At 57.6% G+C, this 20,349-nt stretch carries 15 protein-coding genes; 14 read left to right on the top strand and 1 reads right to left on the bottom strand.

Annotated features, from left to right (window positions below):
- Positions 1-48 precede the first annotated feature (48 nt).
- The 7 genes from EYB53_RS15680 to EYB53_RS15650 all read left to right on the top strand — a co-directional run bounded on the left by EYB53_RS15680 (position 49) and on the right by EYB53_RS15650 (position 8,273).
- A complete protein-coding gene (locus EYB53_RS15680) occupies positions 49-1,590 on the top strand; it encodes a hypothetical protein (RefSeq protein ID WP_135479372.1) in 1,542 nt (513 codons plus the stop codon).
- Positions 1,591-1,632: 42 nt separating this feature from the next.
- Positions 1,633-3,165: a hypothetical protein gene (locus EYB53_RS15675; RefSeq protein ID WP_135479371.1), complete on the top strand. Its 1,533-nt coding sequence runs from the start codon at positions 1,633-1,635 to the stop codon at positions 3,163-3,165.
- An 82-nt stretch (positions 3,166-3,247) separates the two neighbouring features.
- Positions 3,248-4,003 carry an SIR2 family NAD-dependent protein deacylase gene (locus EYB53_RS15670; protein WP_135479370.1) on the top strand — a complete coding sequence of 252 codons (756 nt, stop codon included), beginning with the start codon at positions 3,248-3,250 and terminating at the stop codon, positions 4,001-4,003.
- Positions 4,004-4,015: 12 nt separating this feature from the next.
- A complete protein-coding gene (gene trpD, locus EYB53_RS15665; protein ID WP_135479369.1) occupies positions 4,016-5,044 on the top strand; it encodes an anthranilate phosphoribosyltransferase in 1,029 nt (342 codons plus the stop codon).
- 18 nt (positions 5,045-5,062) lie between these two features.
- The gene (locus tag EYB53_RS15660; protein ID WP_135479368.1) at positions 5,063-6,922 is read left to right on the top strand and encodes an NAD-binding protein; all 1,860 of its coding nucleotides are present in this window, start codon (positions 5,063-5,065) and stop codon (positions 6,920-6,922) included.
- Between the two features lie 3 nt (positions 6,923-6,925).
- Positions 6,926-7,726 (top strand): indole-3-glycerol phosphate synthase TrpC, encoded by an 801-nt coding sequence (trpC, locus tag EYB53_RS15655; RefSeq protein WP_135479367.1) that lies wholly within the window; start codon positions 6,926-6,928, stop codon positions 7,724-7,726.
- 76 nt (positions 7,727-7,802) lie between these two features.
- Positions 7,803-8,273, top strand: a complete 471-nt coding sequence (locus EYB53_RS15650; RefSeq protein WP_135479366.1) for a DUF4190 domain-containing protein — start codon at positions 7,803-7,805, stop codon at positions 8,271-8,273.
- A gap of 66 nt (positions 8,274-8,339) precedes the next feature.
- Here EYB53_RS15650 and hpf read toward each other — a convergent pair whose 3' ends face one another.
- A complete protein-coding gene (gene hpf, locus EYB53_RS15645; protein WP_097653208.1) occupies positions 8,340-8,921 on the bottom strand; it encodes a ribosome hibernation-promoting factor, HPF/YfiA family in 582 nt (193 codons plus the stop codon).
- Positions 8,922-9,273: 352 nt separating this feature from the next.
- Here hpf and coaBC point away from each other — a divergent pair, with 352 nt between their 5' ends.
- The 7 genes from coaBC (at position 9,274) to EYB53_RS15610 (ending at position 20,026) form a co-directional block, all read left to right on the top strand.
- A complete protein-coding gene (gene coaBC, locus EYB53_RS15640; protein WP_135479365.1) occupies positions 9,274-10,494 on the top strand; it encodes a bifunctional phosphopantothenoylcysteine decarboxylase/phosphopantothenate--cysteine ligase CoaBC in 1,221 nt (406 codons plus the stop codon).
- Entirely contained in the window at positions 10,491-11,639 is a 1,149-nt protein-coding gene (locus tag EYB53_RS15635; protein WP_135479364.1) for a HEAT repeat domain-containing protein, read from the top strand. The genes coaBC and EYB53_RS15635 overlap by 4 nt, the downstream gene beginning before the upstream one ends.
- A gap of 1 nt (position 11,640) precedes the next feature.
- Positions 11,641-14,037, top strand: coding sequence for a glycosyltransferase family 39 protein (locus EYB53_RS15630; RefSeq protein WP_135479363.1), 2,397 nt, complete (start codon positions 11,641-11,643; stop codon positions 14,035-14,037).
- Positions 14,038-14,195: 158 nt separating this feature from the next.
- On the top strand, positions 14,196-16,433 hold the full coding sequence (locus EYB53_RS15625; RefSeq protein WP_254151097.1) for a tetratricopeptide repeat protein: 2,238 nt from the start codon (positions 14,196-14,198) through the stop codon (positions 16,431-16,433).
- Positions 16,417-17,328 (top strand): glycosyltransferase family 2 protein, encoded by a 912-nt coding sequence (locus EYB53_RS15620; protein WP_097653201.1) that lies wholly within the window; start codon positions 16,417-16,419, stop codon positions 17,326-17,328. Before EYB53_RS15625 ends, EYB53_RS15620 begins: the two co-directional genes overlap by 17 nt.
- Before the next feature lie 13 nt (positions 17,329-17,341).
- On the top strand, positions 17,342-18,325 hold the full coding sequence (locus EYB53_RS15615; RefSeq protein ID WP_135479362.1) for a lysylphosphatidylglycerol synthase transmembrane domain-containing protein: 984 nt from the start codon (positions 17,342-17,344) through the stop codon (positions 18,323-18,325).
- Between the two features lie 666 nt (positions 18,326-18,991).
- Complete coding sequence (locus EYB53_RS15610; protein ID WP_135479361.1) at positions 18,992-20,026, top strand: alpha/beta fold hydrolase; 1,035 nt, start codon at positions 18,992-18,994, stop codon at positions 20,024-20,026.
- The last annotated feature ends 323 nt before the right edge of the window (positions 20,027-20,349 follow it).

The raw sequence follows: 20,349 nt of genomic DNA, 5'->3' as shown, positions 1-20,349 counted from the left end.
TAGCGATAGCCTGAGAGTATTGGTTTCTTACCTGACTGGATCACCCTCGTGTCCCCTACGTCATCTGATCATACACGGCAGTTGCCCCTCGTGCGGCTGGATCACCTCTGGGTGCTGTTGGCGCTCAGTGTGATTGCGGTCTTTATCAGCCTTGCCCCGACGAGCCCCAACGATTTCTGGTGGCACCTCAAAGCTGGTGAATTGACCGCGACCTCTGGCTTGCCCACGACGAATCTTTTTGCCTGGGGGGTACCTCCCGAAACCCCGTATATCTATCAGAGTTGGCTCGGCGAGTGGCTCTTTTTTCAAATCTATACGTTTGGTGGCTTTCCGCTCGTGATCTTTGTGCGCAATCTGCTGGGCATAACCGCCTATACGCTGGTCGCGTATGAAACCCATGCCCGTAGTGGGTCGTGGCGTCTGGCCGCCTTGGCCGCCCTCTTTGCTGCGGCGATGACGATCAATAATTTGACCACGCGAACCCAGAACTGGTCATGGGTGCCGTTTCTCGTTACTTTGTTTGTACTGGGACGCTATGTTGATGGCCGCATGGGGCCACGCTGGTTGATTAGTCTGCCCCTGGTGATGATCTTCTGGGTAAATGCGCACGGTGCGTTTGTGATGGGTCTGTTGCTCGCCGGGGCTTTTGTGGTTGGCGAAACGTTGCGCCGCCTCTTGCGGCAACCTCGTGCGCTGGCCTGGTATCGCCTTCGTCCCCTCTATCTGGTTACTGGCGCAATGCTACTTGCCACGCTGATCAATCCGCTGGGCTTCGGCATTTTCAGGTATGTGCAGACCTTGTTGAATGATCCCGCCAGTCAGGAGTTGATCATTGAGTGGCAATCGCCTACACCACGGAATCTCGCCGGAGCCGCTTTTTACCTCGGTGTGCTCGCCTTGTTTGCCGCGTTTGGGCTTGGACGCCGTCGCCCGACCATCACCGAGGTGCTTCTGGTGTGTGGCCTTGCCTGGCAGAGCTTTCTTGGGGTACGCTATGTTGTCTGGTTCGGGTTTGCCGCTATGCCGATTATGGCGCAGAGTCTGGCGGCCATAAGGCCAACTGTTGGAACCATCGGGTTGCCAGCACGCAAAGAACGCGGTGGTGGTTCGGTCGCGAATCTGGCGGTGGTACTCTTTTTGTTGATCGCAGTGCTTGCCGTTCAACCCTGGACAAAACCATATCTGGGGTTGCCTGCGCCTTATCAAGCGCTTTTTGTTGATCTACCCGGCGCGCCCCTCCTCTTTACCATCGATACGCCCGTGGCCGCAACTGAACACCTGCGCACCGAGCCGTGCGATGGGCGGCTTTTCAACGAAATGGGCTATGGTTCATATTTGGCCTGGGCACACTATCCCCAGGATCTCCATTTTATCGATCCCCGGATTGAGCTTTTTCCCTTTGAGCTCTGGCAAACCTATATCGAGGTGAGTGCCGGGCGTGGCGTGGCGGCGTTTCTTGATGACCACGACGTTAGGTGTGTGCTCCTTCATCAGACCCGCCAGGCAGGGCTGGCCGCAACGCTTGCGACGTTGCCGACATGGGAACGCAGTTTTCAGGATGACACAAGTGAAGTCTGGCGCCGCCGTTGATTGATCAGGGTGGTTGATGTAGTGGTGGATATGGTGAAGAGCATGCAGAGAGGACAACCTGGTCAGCGTGGCGTGAGCCTTGATCACGTCTGGCTTTTTGCCGGCGTCGCGTTTATTGCGCTCAGAGTTCTGTTGACGCCAATCCAACCCCACGATTTCTGGTGGCATATGGCGACCGGGCGCGTGATTGTTGCCACTGGGACGATTCCAACGGTCGATAGTTTTTCGTATACCCAGGCTGGGCAACCTTTTTATAATCAGAGCTGGCTGGCTCAAGTTGGGATGTATCTGCTCTTTTCGGTCGGGGGCGCTCCGCTGATCATTTTCGTGCAGGCGCTCCTGCTTGCGTTTGCCTACGGGCTCTTGCTGCGTCTTGCGATCAGGCAGAGCGGGCACCTTCGCTTGAGTGTGGGGGTGCTTTTGCTTGGTACGTTGCCTGCTTCATTTGACAACTGGCTGGTACGTCCGCAGAGTTATGCCCTGGTCATCTTTATCATCTATCTCTATGTGTTGACGGTCTGGCGTGACCCTCACGAGCCACGACGACAACAATGGCTCTGGCCGCCGCTCCTGCTGTTGCCCCTACTGGGGATCATCTGGGTGAATATCCACGGTTCATTTGTGCTTGGTGGTGCATTGATCGGGCTCATTTTTGTGGGAGAGGTTTTGCGCCGTTGGATCGAGCGACGGCAGGCACGGCGGCGGGATAGTACCGCACCTTTGCGTCCACCCCTCGTGCAACTGATCATCATCGGCAGCTTGACCGGGCTGAGTTGGCTGATCAATCCTGGCGGCTTCCAGGTGCTCGGGTATGTAGGCAATCTGCTGAGCAGTTCGCAGGTGACGCAACTGGTCACTGAATGGGCACCACCCACAACACGCGATCTTAATGGGGCGATCTTTTTTCTCTTTGTGATGGCGGGCATTGTCATTCTTGCGTATGCGCATACTCGGCCTGATCCGGTGGATATGCTGCTCGCGGGTGCCTTTCTCTGGCTAGCGCTGGGGGCGGGGCGCAATAATATCTGGTTTGTCGCCGTTGTGAGCCCCTTGTTGGCACGGCAACTGGCGGCCTGGCGTTCCGCCGAGGTGCCGCCGCGTCCGCCGTATCAAGGGCTGCCGATGGTCAATGCCATGCTCGTTGGTTTGATCAGTCTCTTGCTCGTGCTTGCTTTGCCTTGGGTCAAACCCTGGCTTGACCTTCCTCCCGAAGTGGGCTCATTGCTTGCGCCTGAGACACCAGTTGATGCAGTTGCTTTCCTCCGCCAGGATCCCCAGAGTCCTGAGCGGCTTTTTCATGATATGGGCTATGGGAGCTACCTGATCTGGGCTGCACCCGAACAGAAAGTGTGGGCCGATCCACGGATCGAACTGTACCCTCTTGAGCAATGGCTTGACTATCAACGTCTTACCGCTGGAACGAAGGTCGAGCCCTTGATTGAAGCGTACCAGATTGACGGTCTGTTGCTCAGTAACGAACAGCAGGCAGCCCTGGTTGAGTGGGCCGAGGAACAGCCAGCTTGGGAATTGCGTTTTCGCGATGAGGTGAGTAGTTATTTTGTGCTCAGGCGCTAACGCTTCCAGGAAGGTATTGAGTTCATTGCAGCATCATGAGGGGCGCTGTATACTGTAGAAAGTTATGGAGAGGAGGAAGGGGATGAACCAGATGCTTGAGCGGGCGTGCGAACTGGTTGCCCAGGCGCAACGAATTGTTGTGTTGACCGGGGCCGGGTACAGTCGCCCTTCCGGGATTCCTGATTTTCGCAGTGACGATGGGGTGTGGGCCTCGTATGATCCTGTGGAAGTTGCGTCGCTACGAGCGTTTCGGCGTAATCCCGATCGCTTTTACGCGTGGCTCCAAAACTTGCTTGAGCCAATGCTTGCGGCTCAGCCGAATCCTGCCCATCTTGCGCTTGCCGAACTCGAACGTGTTGGCAAGATTCATGCGGTGATCACCCAGAATATTGATGGCCTGCACCAGGCAGGTGGCTCGCGCAAGGTCTATGAATTGCACGGCCATCTGCGTCAGGCGACGTGTCAGGACTGTGATCGCCAGGTGCCGATGACTTCTTTGCTTGGCGAGATCAGGCGCGGCGTTGCCCCGCGATGCGGTTGCGGGGGGGCTTTCAAGCCCAATGTGGTGCTCTTTGATGAGCCACTGCCGCAGGGTATCTTCTGGTTGGCCCAGAAAGCACTGGAAGAATGCGATCTTGTCCTGGTCGCCGGAACATCGCTTGAGGTCGCACCTGCGTGCGATCTACCTTTGATTGCCCTGCGACGCAAGGCCCGTCTGGTGATAGTGAATCTTGAGGCCACGTATCTTGATGGCATGGCTGATGCTGTGCTGCACAGCGATGTAGCAACAATTATGCCCATCCTGGCCAACCAGGTGTCAAGAGTAATTGGTGGGTAGAGGGAGAAGATCTTGGAGATTCGTGAGGCGATTGTGGCGGTCGTTGCGGGCCGGGATTTGAGTCAGCATCAGGCGGCTGAAGTGATGGAGACGATCATGGCTGGCTCGGCGACCCCAGCGCAAATTGGGGCGCTGTTGACAGCCCTTCATTTGAAGGGTGAAACCGATGCGGAATTGGCGGGCATGGCGGAGGTGATGCGGCGGAAGGCGACGGTAGTGATTGCCGACGGCCCTGTGGTTGATACGTGCGGCACCGGCGGTGATGGGTCGCTCAGTTTCAATATCAGTACAACAGCTGCGTTTGTCGTGGCTGGTGCCGGGTTGACTGTTGCCAAGCATGGCAACCGGGCAATGTCGAGCGTCTGTGGGAGCGCTGATGTGCTGGAGGCTCTGGGGGTGCGGATTGAGATGAATGCGTCGGCAGTCGCACGTTGTTTGCGTGAAGCAGGCATTGGCTTTATGTTTGCGCCATCCTTTCATCCCGCAATGCGCTTTGCCGGTCCAGTCCGCCGCGAGATCGGAATTCGGACGGCCTTTAACATTCTTGGCCCGTTGACAAACCCGGCTCAGGCCCGCCATCAGGTGCTGGGCGCAGCTTCGGTTCCCCTCGCCGAGAAATTGGCGCGTACCCTCGACCGGCTTGACACCGTCCATGCTCTTGTTGTGCATGGCGATGGCGGCATGGACGAATTGACCCTCAGCGGAACCAATCTGATTGTCGAAGTCCGCCATGGGCATCCAATCAGTTCATACGAGTTTACACCCGAAGATGTAGGTCTTGCCCGTGCGCCCCAGGCGGCTCTGCGTGGGGGTGATGTCCTGGTCAATACGGCGATTGTACGCGGCATTCTGGAGGGCAGCGATACCGGTCCGCGACGCGATGTGGTCTTGCTCAACGCAGCGGCAGCCTTGATCGCAGGCGATAAAGCTACCTCGCTCAAAGAGGGGATCGCTCTGGCGCGTGCCAGTATTGACGAGGGCTACGCTCTCGAACGCCTTGAACGACTCATTGCGGTAAGCCATGCAACGCTTCACGACTGACTCGTGTGAGTTTGCACAATGAGCACACTCAACGCGTCGGAAGACGAGATTCGGCTTGAGCGCCTACGCCAGCGGCGACGAAGCTATTCGCTCTGGCGACTTTTGCGTGCCAATTTTTACGATCTGCGGATGCTGCTACGGCAAGCGTGGGTGCCGCTGGCAAGCCTCGTTGTTCTGTTGCTTGCGAGTGCGTTGTATCTGCGGCTTGACTATTTTCCTCGCCTGTGTGTAGAATCTGGCGCATTCTGCGGGGTAGATGGCGACTTTGCGACGTCGCTCTATGCGACGCTGCTGCTGCTTGTGTTTGAAGCTCCAACCGACTTTCCAAACGATCTGGGCGGGAGGCTCATCTTCTTTGGCGTTCCTCTCTTCGGGCTCTTCTTCCTACTGCAGAGTGTGGTCGATTTTGCCCAGCGGCTCTTTGACAAGGGGCTGCGACGCGAAGGATGGCAGACAGCCCTCGCCAGTACCTTCAGTGGTCACGTGATTGTCTGTGGTATCGGGCGAGTCGGTTATCGCACGGTGTTGCAACTCCTTGATGTTGGCTACGATGTGGTTGCGATTGATCATGACATGGGCAGCGAATTTGCCATTACTATGAGCCGACTGAAAGTACCGTTGATCGTGGGTGACGCACGTGAGCCAGAGGTATTGACGCAGGCCGGGCTCGCTCGCGCACACAGCCTGATCGCAGCAATCAATGATGACCTGCTGAATGTTGAAATCGCGCTCGCTGCTCGCCGCAAATGCCCCGGCTTGCAGACAGTCATGCGGATCTTCAATCGTCAACTCGATCAGCATCTTGAGCTGACAATTGGACGCAATACTGCTTTTAGTTCATCAGCGCTGGCAGCACCGACCCTGGCTGCGGCCGCCGTCAGCGAGGCAATCATGCATGTCTTTCATCTACCAGGAGGACCCCTTGCCCTCTCGGAAGTGACGGTGGCGGGCGAGAGTGATCTGACCGGTTTTGTTGGCGCGATTGAGCAAGCTTACGGGGTACGAGTCTTGCGGCTACGTGACGCCAAGCGATACGAGCGGCGCTGCACATTTATGACCCGGATCGAAGGCAATGATCGCATCTTGCTGCTAGGCAGCCTGGATGCCCTTGAACGAGTACGTCTCGCCAACCGGACTGATAGCAAGTTGAGCTTTCTGAGTGCCCAGATGCAACCTGTCCATGATGAACCGCGCCCCAATACCGTCATTGTGTGCGGGATGGGAAAAGTTGGCTCGGCAATCATTCGGTTGCTTTTGCCGATGAAACCTCGGCCAAATCTCGTGGCGATCTGCAAGCCCGATACGCCACGTTGGCAGATCGAGGATCTTGAAGCAGGTGGCGTACGCGTTCTACGTGGCGATGCACGTGAGGCAGCCGTCCTCGAAAAGGCTGGCATTGCTGATGCCTATGCGGTCGCTGCTGTTGTTGGTGACGACCTCGCCAATCTGCAGATTGGCATGGTCGCCCGTTCGCTCCGACCTGAGGTGCATCTGGTCTTACGGGTCTTTAGTGATGTGCTCGCCGAACGACTCTCAGGACTCTTTGGGATCAATACGGTCTATAGCACCTCGGCCCTGGCGGCACCAACGCTTGCTGCCGCTGCCATTTCACGCGAGATTGATCATGCGGTTGATCTTGGCGAACGCATCTTTGCCAGTCAGACCATTGTGATCGATGCTGACAGCACACTGGGACAACGTACCATCGGAGCAATTCGCGAGCAAGACAACCTGCTCGTGATTGCGCTGCAACACAATGGACAGCTGACGCAACTTCCCACCCCAGAACGATCGGTCGTTCCTGGTGACGAAATCATGGTGCTCGCCGATCTGAAGGCCTTGCACAGGCTGCATACTGACAAGAAGAGGAAAGGGTAAGGTATGGCCCAAGAGACGATTCTAGATACGATCCTGGCGCATAAAGCCGTCGAAGTGGCCCGCCAGCAGGCCAAAGTATCGATGACCGCACTGGGCGCACGCATTGCCCGTGCGCCGAAACCACGCGACTTTGCGCTGGCGTTGCGTCGTGCCCATGGGACGGCCTTGATCGCCGAGGTTAAAAAAGCCTCGCCTAGTCGGGGTGTCTTGCTTGAACCGTTTGATCACCTTGCGCTGGCGCAGATCTACCGTGATGCGGGCGCAGCCGCGATTTCGGTGCTAACGGATAATCGTTTTTTTCAAGGGAGCCTGAAATTCCTTGAGGGTATCCGTAAACTCCCTGGCATCCCACCCCTCTTGCGCAAAGACTTCATCATTGACCCCTACCAGATCTACGAGGCACGCGCATATGGGGCCGATGCGTTGCTTTTGATCGCCGGGGCGCTCGACGATGCCATGCTGCTTGAGCTCCACGCTCTGACGACGATCCTTGGCATGACGGCGCTGGTTGAAGTTCACACCGAGCAAGAACTCAAGCGTGCGCTGGCCGTCGGAGCAAGGGTGATCGGGGTCAACAACCGGAACCTGCACACCTTTGTCATCGACCTAGGCACGACTGAAAGCCTAGCCCAGCATCTGCCCGGGGGCCCTGACCGCCCAATCCTCGTCAGTGAAAGCGGCATCTTTACCCCCGAACATGTTCGCCAGGTGCAGAGCTACGGGGTTGATGCCGTTCTCGTCGGCGAAGCACTCGTGACCGCCGCCGATATTGGCTTGCTGACGCGTACCCTCGTCAATGCGTAGGGGTCTCGTGCAACTGTTGCCCCCAGCGTAGCGTATAATCCGTAGCACAATTGCTGAAGATGTTCTGGAGAATGCGATGATTTGTTCACAGTGTGGAGCAGAAAGTGCCGAGGGCCAGCGCTTTTGTTATAACTGTGGCGCACAGTTGACCCAGCAACAACTGCAGGTGGATCAGCCTTCGCGGGTCACCCCGATAACAACGCCATACCAGCCGACTCAGCCTGATCCATATACATATCAACAACAACCACCTGCACCATATCAACCCCAGGTTTCTGAGGGGTATGCGCCTGCGGTCATTCCCAATAGCCAGTTAGCCGTGATCAGTGTCATCATGGGGGTGATCAGTTGGATCATCTTGCCGGTGATTGGCTCGATTGCCGCGATCATCTTTGGGCATCTAGGCCGCAGCGAGATCCGTCAGTCGGGCGGGCGTATTGGTGGCGACGGGCTAGCCGTGGTTGGCCTGGTGCTTGGCTATGCCCAGTTAATCATTCTCGTCCTTGGTTTTTGCGCCTTTATGGCCTTGATCGTCGCTGTCGCGTAGCTAGGTTGAAGATGACAAAACGGCCAGCTCTGCTGGCCGTTTTGTCATCTTCAACCACCTGAAAGCTTAGACAGGATCAGGTACGATCATGCCATAGTTACCATCACGCCGACGATACAGCACACTCAGTCGCTGCGAATCGGCGTCGTGGAAGACAAAGAAATTGTGGCCCAGCAACTCCATCTGTTCAATCGCGTCGTCCGTAAACATTGGACGAAGCGTGAGTTGTTTCGTGCGGATCACTTCGTGTTGCGGCGGAACATCGTCTTGATCGGTATCGAGTTCAGCCACCAGGATGTCAGCCTCAAGTTCGGATGGAAAGACACTGGGTTGACGTGTACGTTCACGCCTCCAGTATTTCTCTTTATACCGTTTGATCTGACGTTGCAATACCTGTTGAACCTTATCCACGGCGGTGTAGAGATCACTCGCCTCTTCTTCGGCCCGCAGGATAACCCCGTGCTCACCTACGAGTGTTACCTGCACCCGACTGACTTCGCCGGCATTGCGGTGTTGTTCAGTATGAACCTCAACCGTGGCGCTCGTAATTGCGCCCATATAGCGTCCCAGTTTGGATAGTTTCTCTTCGATGTGTCTGTGCTGGCGCTCGGTGATCTTGCCGCTGCGACTCTTGACTGTCAGTTCCATCGGGGCCTCCATCCTAACTCAAGGGGGCGAACAATTCCAGCCTGTTCGCAGGGTGCGAACAGAAAAGCCCCCGGTACCATACCATGGTACCCAGGGACTCGGTCACACATTAGAGGATAATGGGAAATGGGCTGTTGTTGCGATTGACGATCATCGCTCGTCACTTCCTGAAAATACACACCACACCATTGTGGTGTGACAGCACGGTGAACAACCAAACCACTGTTGTTCAAAGATGCTGTTATAAAGCATTGTACTACGGTGTGCGTCCTGTTTCAAGAGGGAAAGCCGAAACTTTACGTCACAACAGCTTGATGATACAATGCATTGGTATGCCATATGAGGCGCTTTGATGGATGTCTTGCAAAACAAAAACATTATTCTGGGGGTCTGTGGCAGTATTGCGGCCTACAAGGTGGTGCAACTTGCCCGTGATCTGACCCTTGCCGGGGCTCATGTTCATGTAATCATGACTCCCGCCGCACAGCGTTTTGTTGGTACAGCGACGTTTCAGGCCTTGACAGGCCATCCTGTGTTGACTGATATGTGGGCCTTGCCTGAAGATGGTGTGATCGGCCATATCGCCCTCGGTGCTCAGGCTGATCTGGTTGTGATTGCTCCGGCTACGGCTCATACGATCGCTCGTCTTGCTGTCGGCTTGAGTGATGATTTGTTAACCACAACGGTGCTCGCAACGAGCGCACCCATCTTGCTTGCGCCCGCGATGAATCCGTTGATGCTTGCCAACCCAGCTACCCAAGCGAATCTCGCGACGCTGCGGGCGCGGGGTGTGCTCGTGATTGAGCCTGAAGTCGGGCGGATGGCCGAGGATGTCAGTGGCAAAGGCCGTTTGCCTGAACCGGCTACCCTCGAAGGCACGATTCGTGCTACCCTTGGTCAACAGAATGGCCCCCTCCGTGGCCGACACGTGGTTGTTACCGCTGGAGGCACTCGTGAGCCAATTGATCCGGTGCGCTACCTGGCGAATCGCGCTTCGGGACAGATGGGCTATGCCCTCGCTATCCATGCACGCGATCTCGGGGCAACCGTTACGCTGATCAGTGGCCCGACGGCGCTGCCAGCCCCTGCCGCTCTAACGACTGTCCAGATTGAAACGGCCCTCGAAATGCAGGCCGCGCTCCACGAGGTCATCGGCCAGGCCGATATCCTAATCATGAATGCTGCCGTTGCTGATTTTCGTCCCTCCGTCGCAGCTGAGCATAAACTCAAAAAGCAACCCGATACAACCGGGATGCACCTTGATCTCGTCACCAACCCTGATTTGCTTGCCGGTCTCGCCGAGCAACACCACGTCTTTAAGGTTGGGTTTGCCGCCGAGACGGATGACCTCCTGACCAATGCCCAGAGCAAGCTTGAACGCAAACGCCTTGACCTCATTGTTGCCAATGATGCGGTGACGAGCATTGGACAAGAGACGATCGCTTTGACGTTGATTGATCATCTTGGGATGGTCGCGCTTGAGCGTCGCCCCAAGCATGAGGCCGCAGCCGAGTTGCTCGCGGCTATCGTTCCTCGTTATGAATGTTGGGTAAAGGATAAAACTTCACTATGACCAGTGAGCGTGAAGAGCCGACAGAGAAGCCTGTGCAGCGTGATCCTGGCCGATCCCCAAAAGCTTCCGCTGCAAAGGAACCCCCTGAGCGCACGACTCGCCGCTCACCAGCGCCGACCAGCGCCAAGCAACGTGCCTCGCACGATGGTCGTTCTACCGTGCCTCGTGAAGAACTTGCCGATCTCATTGTGGCGCTCGGCGATACGAGTCATCCGCGTCACGCCAGTGCCGTCAATGATCTGGTCGCCCTCGGGCCCGTTGCGGTTCCCGCCATCTGCGATGCCCTTGGCCCTAATAAGTCCTGGCTGACTGTCTATCGTGCCGCCGAGGCCGCCGGTCGTCTTGGGGATGGTCGTACCAGCGGCCCGCTGATCCAGGCCCTCCAGCATCCCAATAGCAATGTACGGTGGAGCATTGTGCAGGCGCTTGGGCAGGTCAGTGATATGCGCGCGATGCTCGAGTTGCGTCGGGTGGCTCGTACCGATCAGGGGCGTACTACCTGGGGTGAGTCGGTCGCCGAAACCGCCCAGAGTGTGCTCGATGAACTGGGACGCCGCAGCGTTTGGGGCCAGGGTCTTGAATTGATCAAGACGGCGGTCGTCGCCGGCCTGATGATTGTCGCACTGATTCTTAGCTTCAGTGTGATCACGTCGCTGCGCGCTGAGTTGGAACGCTTCGGGCGGTTTATTCCCGGTGAGACGGAGTTTCCCCAGTTTACGTTGCCGACGGCTCTGCCTACCACCACCACAGATAGTACCGCTGCGGGCTCGGGGTATGTGGTGCCCCAACCGACGACGCTTGCCCAACCAACTGTCGAGCCGGTGCTTGGCCCTACGGCTCTCCCCAATCTTGCCACGGAACTGACCGGTACGGTGCTGCAAGAAGCAAATGTGCGCCCGGTGCCGAATACCGATAATCAGCCTATCGGGCGGGTCAGTCCTGGCGATGAGATCATTTTTCTTGCCCGCACAGCCAATAGTCAGTGGTATTTGATCCGCCTCGCTGACGATGCTGTGTCGGGCTCGACGATCAATAGCCTAGATGGCACGGGCTGGATTAGCCAGGCCCTTGTTTCTGCGCCCACCGGTGATCTGGAAGTGCGCCAGGTGGATCTGTCAGCGCCAATACCTGATGCGAATCCCTGAGATGTGGCTTTGCGTTGCGCGTGCAGTGTTGCTCGCGGCGCTTGCTGGTGCGTTGCTGATCGCTGGGTTGAGCCAGTTTCCCGTTCGCCATCTGGTTGATGTGGGTGGCTTTGATGCTGCCTATGTCCAGGGTTTCCACGAGGCGCAACGGGTGACCGATACCCCTGATGTGCCAGCATACCTTGATGGTAGCAGTGGCGCGGCCCGCTGGTCTCGTGCTTCGTCGGCACTGCGCTTTCCTCAGGCTGGCTTGCCTTCTACAGTGACCATCCGTTTTCGTGGCCCACCGGGGCGCGAAGTTCCGCTGGAACTCTGGCTCAATGGTGGCGGTGAACCAGTGCAATATTTTGCAGGCGAAACCTGGCAAGAGGCGACCCTTCCGGTTGCTGGTGGCTTGCTCAAGGCAACCGATTTTTTTGTCGAGTTGCGTGCACCGGTTACTCGCTTGCCCGATGGGCGCGAGGTTGGCGTGCTCGTTGATACGGCCCACTACGAGGTCGGCCCGCCCCCAATCATGCCCTATCCGGCCCAGGTGCTCTATGGCGCGATCGTTGGGGCGCTGCTCGTGCTGGTGACCAGGGTTTGTGCGCCGCCAACACAACCGATGGGGCAACGCTGGTGGCACCATCGTTCCCGGCTAGTTGCTGTCGGCATCATTGGCTACGGGTTGCTCTGGCTCTTCTTCACCCGCCTTCAACCACCTTTCTATCCCTTTCCTCTGCGCGAGTTGCCGCTGGTGATCATTGGTGTGCTCGGTGCGGTGTTGGTGATCCGCGATGGCCCGACGCTCGTCCAACGCTGGCCGTGGGTGCTCACAGTCGCTGCCCCCACGCTGGTGATCGCCATCTGGACAGGCGCAACCCTGCTGGCTGCGCAACAGCATCTTACGCTCTCGCGGCCCGGCGTCGAAAACGATTTTCGTTCGTTTGCGACCCGTGAGACGCTCGAACAGGTTTTTCGTGCCGATGGTTTTTACAATCTGGGCTATCCGCTTCTGCTCTGGCTGGTGCGTCCGTTGACCTTCGACAATGCATTTCTTGCCGGTCGCCTGATCAGTGCGGCCAGCGGGGCAATGCTGTTGAGCGCTGGCTACTGGCTTGCACGAAGCATGCTTGCATCAGGGCCGGCACTGGTCGCCCTGATGATGCTCGCGCTCAGCGGCACCGTGGCGCAGTATGGACTCTATATCGGTACGGATATGCCTTTTGCGGCGTGCTTCGTGCTCTGTGTCGCGGCGCTGATCGCCGGTCTGCAGGAGTTGCGCCCTCCGCGGCAGGCCACGTTGCTGCTTGTGCTGGCGGGGGTTGCGGGCGGTCTCGCCTTTCTCATGCGCCATCCGGGGTTGCTCCTCTTGCCCTGGGGCTTGCTGCTGCTGGGAACTGTGGCCCTAACCAACCCCAAACAAACCCGGCGCTTCCGTGGTCTGATCGTTTTTCTTATTGCGTTCCTCATTACCATCAGTCCTCAGATCCTCATCAACACCATCCAGACCGGCCAACCGCTCTACAATCAGCAGGCCAAGAATGTCTGGTTGGCCGTCTATGGCAATATTGACTGGGGCCGTTGGGACGAAGCGCCGAATGAGATTGGGTTGGCCGAGTTGATTTTGCGCGATCCACCACGCTTTTTTGGCAACTGGGCCAACAATATCGTCGGTTATCTGGGCAGTGGGGCCGAGGATACGAGCGAGTTTGGCCGTGCGATCCAGTTGCGCCTGCTCGGCTTTCCCGCCAATTGGCTTGCGCTCAGCGGCCTGCTCGTCTGGCTTGCTCTGGTCGCGGGCGCTCTCTGTCAGTTCCTCACTCCTGTCTGGTACCGGATTACTGGTGTGTCGGCCTCACCTGATGTGCCTCAGGGTGGGGGAAAAGTTGGGGGCCTCCTGACGCTGATTGGGCTCTATGTCGTCACAGTCAGTACGGGTTTTCTCTTGCCGCGCTTCTTTCTGCCACTGACCGCACTCTATGCCGTCGCCGCCGGATGGTTGCTCGGGCGTGTGGTTGGCAACGGTCGCCTCCTCGTTGGTGCAGCGCTCTTCCTGAGTATGGTACTATGGGGAGGGTATGGAGCCGGCGTGCGTTATGTGCTGGATCTTCAGCCTGCCGATGAGATCGCAGCGATCCAGATGGTGCAGGCTCACGTCCCTGCTGATGCGATGTTGGCGGGCAATGTGCCAGCGCGTTTGCCAATAGCCAAGTATTCGGCGATCGCGCATCAGGTGATAGAATGGCCGTCGGCAGAGGCCATCCAGACCGGCATTACTGCCGCAGAACTTGACGCGGCGCGTGCTGCCGGTGCAACCTATTTGCTCTGGGATGCCGCACAGGGTCCCCCGCCCTTAGATAACCCGGAAGCCGCCCTGATTGCACAGACCGAACGCTATCGTCTCTATCGGTTGTGACGGCTGCCAGGGTGAATGGTGTAGTGCCGACTTCAGTCGGCTTCCGGCTCAGCCGACTGAAGTCGGCACTACCTGATTTCATTCTTGAAAACCATAAGCACCTGGGCTTCAGAGTGTAAACATGTGCGCTTTCGTCAAGGGTCAGGGTTCAGAGAGATATGCAGAGTTCGTCGACAACAGTTTCATCAGAAAGCCCCCGGTCTACCCAGCAAGCGCGTGCGCGTGGTCTGACGATTCCTCGCATTGAACCGGTGACGATCGCTTTGATCGTGATGGTCTTGATCGGGCTAGCCTTGCGGATCTGGTTTATCAATCTCAGTCCGCTCGATCCCCGCTTTTCGGCCTCGGACGATGGCGACTATTACCAACGGGCCTTGCGCCTCGCCACAACCGGCGAGTATCTGGATAATTCATGGCTGATCCGCCCGCCGGGGCATATTTTCTTTTTTGCGGCAGTCATGAAGCTGTCGCTCTGGATGGGCGATCTTGCTCTGACAACGCAATTGATTCGCGTGGTTCACGTCGGCTTCTCGTTGCTCTTGATTCCCCTGGGCTACGATCTGGCGCGCCGACTCTTTCACCGTCCGGCCGGTCTCATCTTTGCCGGCATCTTGACGATCTGGTGGCCCCTGGTCGAACTTCCCTCACTGATCCAGAGCGAGCCGCTCTTTTTCTTTACCCTGACGATGCACTGCTGGATGCTGGTGCGCTGGCGCGACGCGTATCATGCAGGTGCGCGGCGAGCCTGGTTCTGGCTGGTGGGTGCGGGATTGGTGCTTGGCTATTGTGCGCTGACCCGTTCGCCTGCGCTTTACAGCGTTGTCTTTAGCCTGCTCTTTCTTGCCGTCGAAATCTGGCGGGGCAAGGGAGGTCCGTTGTCTCTCTGGGCAGGTCGGCTGGCGGTGACAGCCCTGGCGCTGCTCATTCCCTTTGCGAGTCTGATTATCCCGTGGACGGCGAGAAACTATCTGACCTATGGGCAGATGATCATGATTGATACGACTGGGCCGATCAATCTGTGGCTCTCGTTGCAAGACGAACGCATTGATGGCGGCAAGAGCGTCCTGGCCGGTATGGCGCAGGGCGAACGGCAGCCCTTTGCCAGCGCAGAGATCAGGGAGATCTTGCGCGATGATCCGCTGCGCCTGGTGCGCAATGCCTGGCCCCATTTCACCCATATCTGGAAGGCGCAGTTTGTTGAGGATTTTTTTGTCAAGGTCAGCTTCTTCTCGCGCCCTGTCCGTGAAATGGCGCTGCTTGGCCTGGTCGGCGACCTCATCTGGTTGACGTTTTGTGCGGCGAGCCTCTTTGCCGTCACGAGTCGCCCACACGAAGGCGGCTTTCGCTTGATTGCGCTGGGATGGGCCGCCTACTCCTGCCTAACTGTCATGCTGATCCACGTTGAACCGCGTTACCTCTTGCCGCTCTGGCTCTTTATGGCGTTGTATGGAGCGGCGGCGCTGGGCACGCTCGCCCTGTGGTTCGCACGGCTCCGGCGTGATGCGCCCGCGGCGCGCACCGAAGCGCGTGCCTACCTGCGTACACCCTGGTTTGGTGCAGGCGCCTTGCTCTGCCTGAGCTTTGTCGTGCTCGTGGTGACCTATCGCGACTATCCGCAGATTATCAGTCGTGGGCTCGAGCGTGAACGCCATCGGGCGTCTGCGGTGCGCGCCCAGGCAGACGGCGATTATGCCAGAGCAATTGCGGCCTACGAGCAGATGATGGCAACTGACCCGAATTTTGTGGATGGACGCCTCGAGTTAGCGCGGCTCTATCTTGCGCTGGGCGACTACGAGCAAGGGTGGAACGTCTTGAGTGAGCGCCACACCCATCGCGGCGACGTTGTCCGTGCGGCGCTGGCGCGGGCGCGGGGCGACCTTGAATTGGCGGCGGAACTCTTTACAGATGCAGAAGTACGTGCCGGCGAGGATGTGCAAAAACTCGGCCTGGCATGGCTAGAACCGGCCCCCTTGACCAGTCTGCGCCTGGGGAACGGGCTTGACATCGGCTATCTCGAAGGCTTTTCGTTTGGCGAAACCCTCCCTTCGACCGACACAAGCCCGCCCCAGACCTATCGCTGGCTTGAAGCCGAGGGACGCCTTATCCTGCCCCTACCTGAGCCGTTGCAAGAGAGTGATGTCGTCCACCTGCGGATGGCTGGAGGCATCGAGGGGGTTACGCCACTGCGCGTGCAACTTGGCAGTACCGAGGTGACCATCCCGGTCGAGGCCGGGGCATGGCGTGTCTATCGCCTGGCCGTGCCCGCCGAACTGCATGGCGCGCACGAGCTTGAAATCCGTCTCTCAGCCCCGACCTTTATTCCGCTCCAGGTAAACCCAACGAGCTACGATGCCCGCCGACTGAGTGTGAAGGTGAGTGATGCAGGTCTTGAATAGCACGGGGCAAAGCTACCCCTTTACGGTGACGGTCGTAATGCCGGCTTATAACGAAGCGCATGGCATCGCGGCGGTCGTCGAGCGCGTACGTGATGCGTTGCCCGACGCCGAAATCCTGGTGGTAGACGACGCTTCCACTGATGCGACCGGCGCGGCGGCGGCAGCGGCGGGTGCCCGGGTCGAGCGGCACCCGGCCAACCGGGGCAACGGCGCGGCGGTGAAAACAGGCATCCGGCGAGCCACCGGCGACGTTGTGCTCTTGATGGATGCCGACGGTCAGATGGACCCGCGCTATATCCCGGCGATCCTCGACGGCATTGCCGATGGCTACGATATGGTTGTCGGCGCACGTACCCGCGACACGCAGGGCGACAGCCTGCCGCGGCGACTGGGCAACCGGGCGCTTGATGCGCTTGGTGGCTATCTCGTTGAGACCGAAGTGCGCGACCTGACCAGCGGCTATCGAGCCATGCGCCGCGAAATCATCATGGAATACATCCACCTCTTGCCCAATCGCTACTCGTATCCCACGACAAGCACCCTCGCTTTGCTCAAAGGCGGGCACGGGGTCGGCTTCGTCACCATCGAAGGCAAACGACGTGGCGGCGGCCAGAGCGGGCAAAAACTCATGCGCAACGGCATCCGTTTTGGCCTCATCATCCTGCGCATCATCTCGCTCTTTGCCCCCTTGCGAGTCTACTTTCCGGTGGCCGTGCTCATGTTTAGTCTTGGCCTTCTTTCGTGGCTGCTCAACATGTTTCTGTTGGAGCCAGCGCGGGGTCTCTACATTCCCAACTCAGCCCTGTTGCTCTTTGTCGGCAGCATCATCATCTTTCTCTTTGGCCTGTTAGCAGAACAACTTGCTGCTTTGCGTTTTCAACGTCACGAACGGTAACCTTCATACACATATGAAAAAAAACCTATCATTGCTCCTCCGCTTGCTCGGACCGACCCTGCTGATCATCTTTCTGATCAACGCGGACCTTGGCAAGCTCTGGTTGACCCTACGTGAAGCGCAACTCTGGCCGATCCTGCTCTCGCTTGCCCTGATGCCACCCTTTGTCATCATCAAATCGTGGCGATGGGTACGGCTCTTGCGCGAGATGGGGCTGACGCTCAAGCTCTCCGAGGCATGCCTGGTCTACACCGTCGGCCTCTTTTATGGCGCAACAACGCCAGGGCAAGCAGGCGATCTGCTCAAGGCAGTCTATCTCGGCGAGCGCGGGCAACCGGTCGCCCCGGCAATGCTGAGTGTTGTGCTGGATCGCCTCTTTGACCTGCTGATCATGGCCGCACTCGCCACACTCGGCATCTTTGCCCTGGGGCAACTGCTGCCGAGTCGCGAACTGCAACTAGCGCTCGTCATCCTGATGGGCCTCGGGCTCGTCACCCTAACGATCTTCCTGCTGGCCCGCAAACCACGCGAATGGGTCTTGACAAGCGTCTTGCCGCGCATTGCACCGCGTTTCACGGCCAGCCTCGAACGCTGGAACGACCAATTACAGCACCTCTCACTGAGCCCACAACTGATCGTCGCCGTCACCATCGCCAGCCTCATCTCAGCGACCTTCACCTTTATCCGGCTCTGGTTGCTTTTTCTCGCGCTTGGCCTTGATCGTGTTCCCCTCTACGTCGTCGTCGGCGCTTCCGCCCTCGTCGCCGTCTTGCAAGTGCTCCCAATCTCAATTGCGGGCGTCGGCGTCCGCGACGCCGTCCTGATCGCCATCCTGCTCCCGTACGGCTACACCGCCGAACAAGCCCTGACGCTCTCGGGGCTTTTTCTGCTGCTCAACCTACAGCACATCCTGGTGGGCTTCCTCTTCTCACTGCGCGTCCCGCTAGTGAGCGGGAAGGTGAAGGAGAGTGAGGTTGTGCGTGGGGATGAGGGGTGAAAGGACAACTACCTCTTCTCTGATCCATTCTTTGGTGACGGTGGCGAGGCGCGTTCTAAAGAGATCAATGCTCTGAACTTTATAACCGACACGTTCAGCAATATCGGCCAGGATGGTACCGGTACGGAAGGAGAACCTCGACGGTGACTCAAGATTATGCTACACCTGGAACCCTAAAGTCCTTCGGTGCTTCGCTGTTGATCAGCGCTACCTCATTTTCGTGTATGCGAATGTGGTCATTGGCCAGTTACCTTGCTTCCTCAACGATGAATGCACCCGCACTCCCAACAAGCTCAAACCACTGGGAAAGATTGAGAGACATAGCAACCGCCTCCGTGAATCTTCATTATTGATCATCGTAGGTGGCTTCCCACCGCCGCACACTGTGCGCGTATCCACCTACCCACTCATCCGCCAAGGTGCGTAAAGAAGGCGCTCACCTCAGTCGCGTCCATCCCGCGGGGGTGGCGCACCTGGTGAAAAGGGTCTAGACTCAATACGTTTCAAAGAAGCTCACGCGAAGGCGCGAAGGCGCGAAGGGTTGCGCACCTACGCGAAAAACGTTGCGCCGTTGGGTCAAAACAACCGCCTTACTTTGCAAGGTATTGGGTCTAGACTGCGGAGAAGCGGCGTAGCACCGACCAGGATCGTGGATAGGCCGCGAACATGTTGAAAAGTCCCAAAGGGATCGTGATGTATTTTCTTATATTTTTTCTCGTTTTGTTACTTGCCCTTGCGACATATCTCGTTCTTGGTGGGCCGAAACTGCCGTCCGATACGGATGCGATCATTGAGAATGTTTTGAAAAGTGAATTGCCGCAGGTTATCCGGGGCGAGGCAGGCTTTGTTACGTCAGACGGATTGCAGATTTGGTATGAATGTATTGCTCCCGCGGGTGAACCTCAAGGAGTGGTTCTCCTCAACACGGGGATGGCGGGCGATGCGATCGCGTGGCCTCCCATGTTCGTGCGAGCTTTTGTGGATGCCGGATATCGTGTCATCCGCTATGACTTTCGCGGAACGGGCATGTCCGATTGGGTGGAGCATTGGAACAGCAAGCATCCGTACTCGCTTGCGGATATGGCGAAAGATGCTGTCGCGGTGCTTGATGCGCTCAATGTGGATCAAGCACACCTGGTCGGCTTGTCGCTCGGCGGCATGGTCGCCCAGGAAATCGCCGTCCATAATCCCGAACGGGTTTCCTCGCTCACGCTTATGTCAACATCCGGATACGCGGGAGACCCGCAGTTCCCGATTCTCTCATCGCGGCATTTCTTCATGTCGATTGCGCAGGGCTTGCCGATCTTAAAGTACCGCCTCATGGGAGGAGAGAAGAATCTTATCAAGGAACGAATCGCGAAAATGGTCATGGCTGGAATCGAAGTAGATATACAAGAGACAGCGGAAGTCGTCTTATACGAACTGCGAAAGAGAAAAGGATTTAACATCAAGGCCTTATTGCAACACCGGGCGGCGAGCGATGTCAGCGGCTCACGCTACGAGAGTTTGAGAATGCTTGAGGTGCCGACGCTTGTCATTCACGGAACGGACGACAAGGTATTTCCTATCGATCACGGTAAAAGGGTGGCCGAACTGATACCGGGAGCAGAAGCGCTGTGGCTTGAAGGCGTGGGGCATGTGTTTCCGTATCCGAATATGGGCAGCATACATGCAAGGATTCTTTCTCATTTAGCAAAGTAAGGAATAGCAATACCGCCTGACGCAACCGAGCGTAACGAGAGTTGCTCCGCGCCTGCGCCTAACACCGCATGCAGGCGACCGGCGGAAGCGGGGCGATTTTGGAAACCAGGAGCACACCAACACTGTACCACTCCAGAAAGTTGTTCCGCCGGCGCCTGATGCATGGTCGTTGGCCCCCCCTCAACCCGAGCACCAATGCCAAGCATCGAAACAACACATGTGTGCTTGCATTTCCTTGTGCAATCTGATATGATCACGTATATCGTTGTACTTACCGTTCGCTTATTTCTTGAGGTGATTCGGACAAATGCGCAACCAACCGG

The sequence above is a fragment of the Candidatus Chloroploca mongolica genome, assembly GCF_004762035.2.
GTDB lineage: Bacteria > Chloroflexota > Chloroflexia > Chloroflexales > Chloroflexaceae > Chloroploca > Chloroploca mongolica.
The sequence above is the reverse complement of the archived record's forward strand: the minus strand, read 5'-3'. Positions and strand labels throughout refer to the sequence as shown.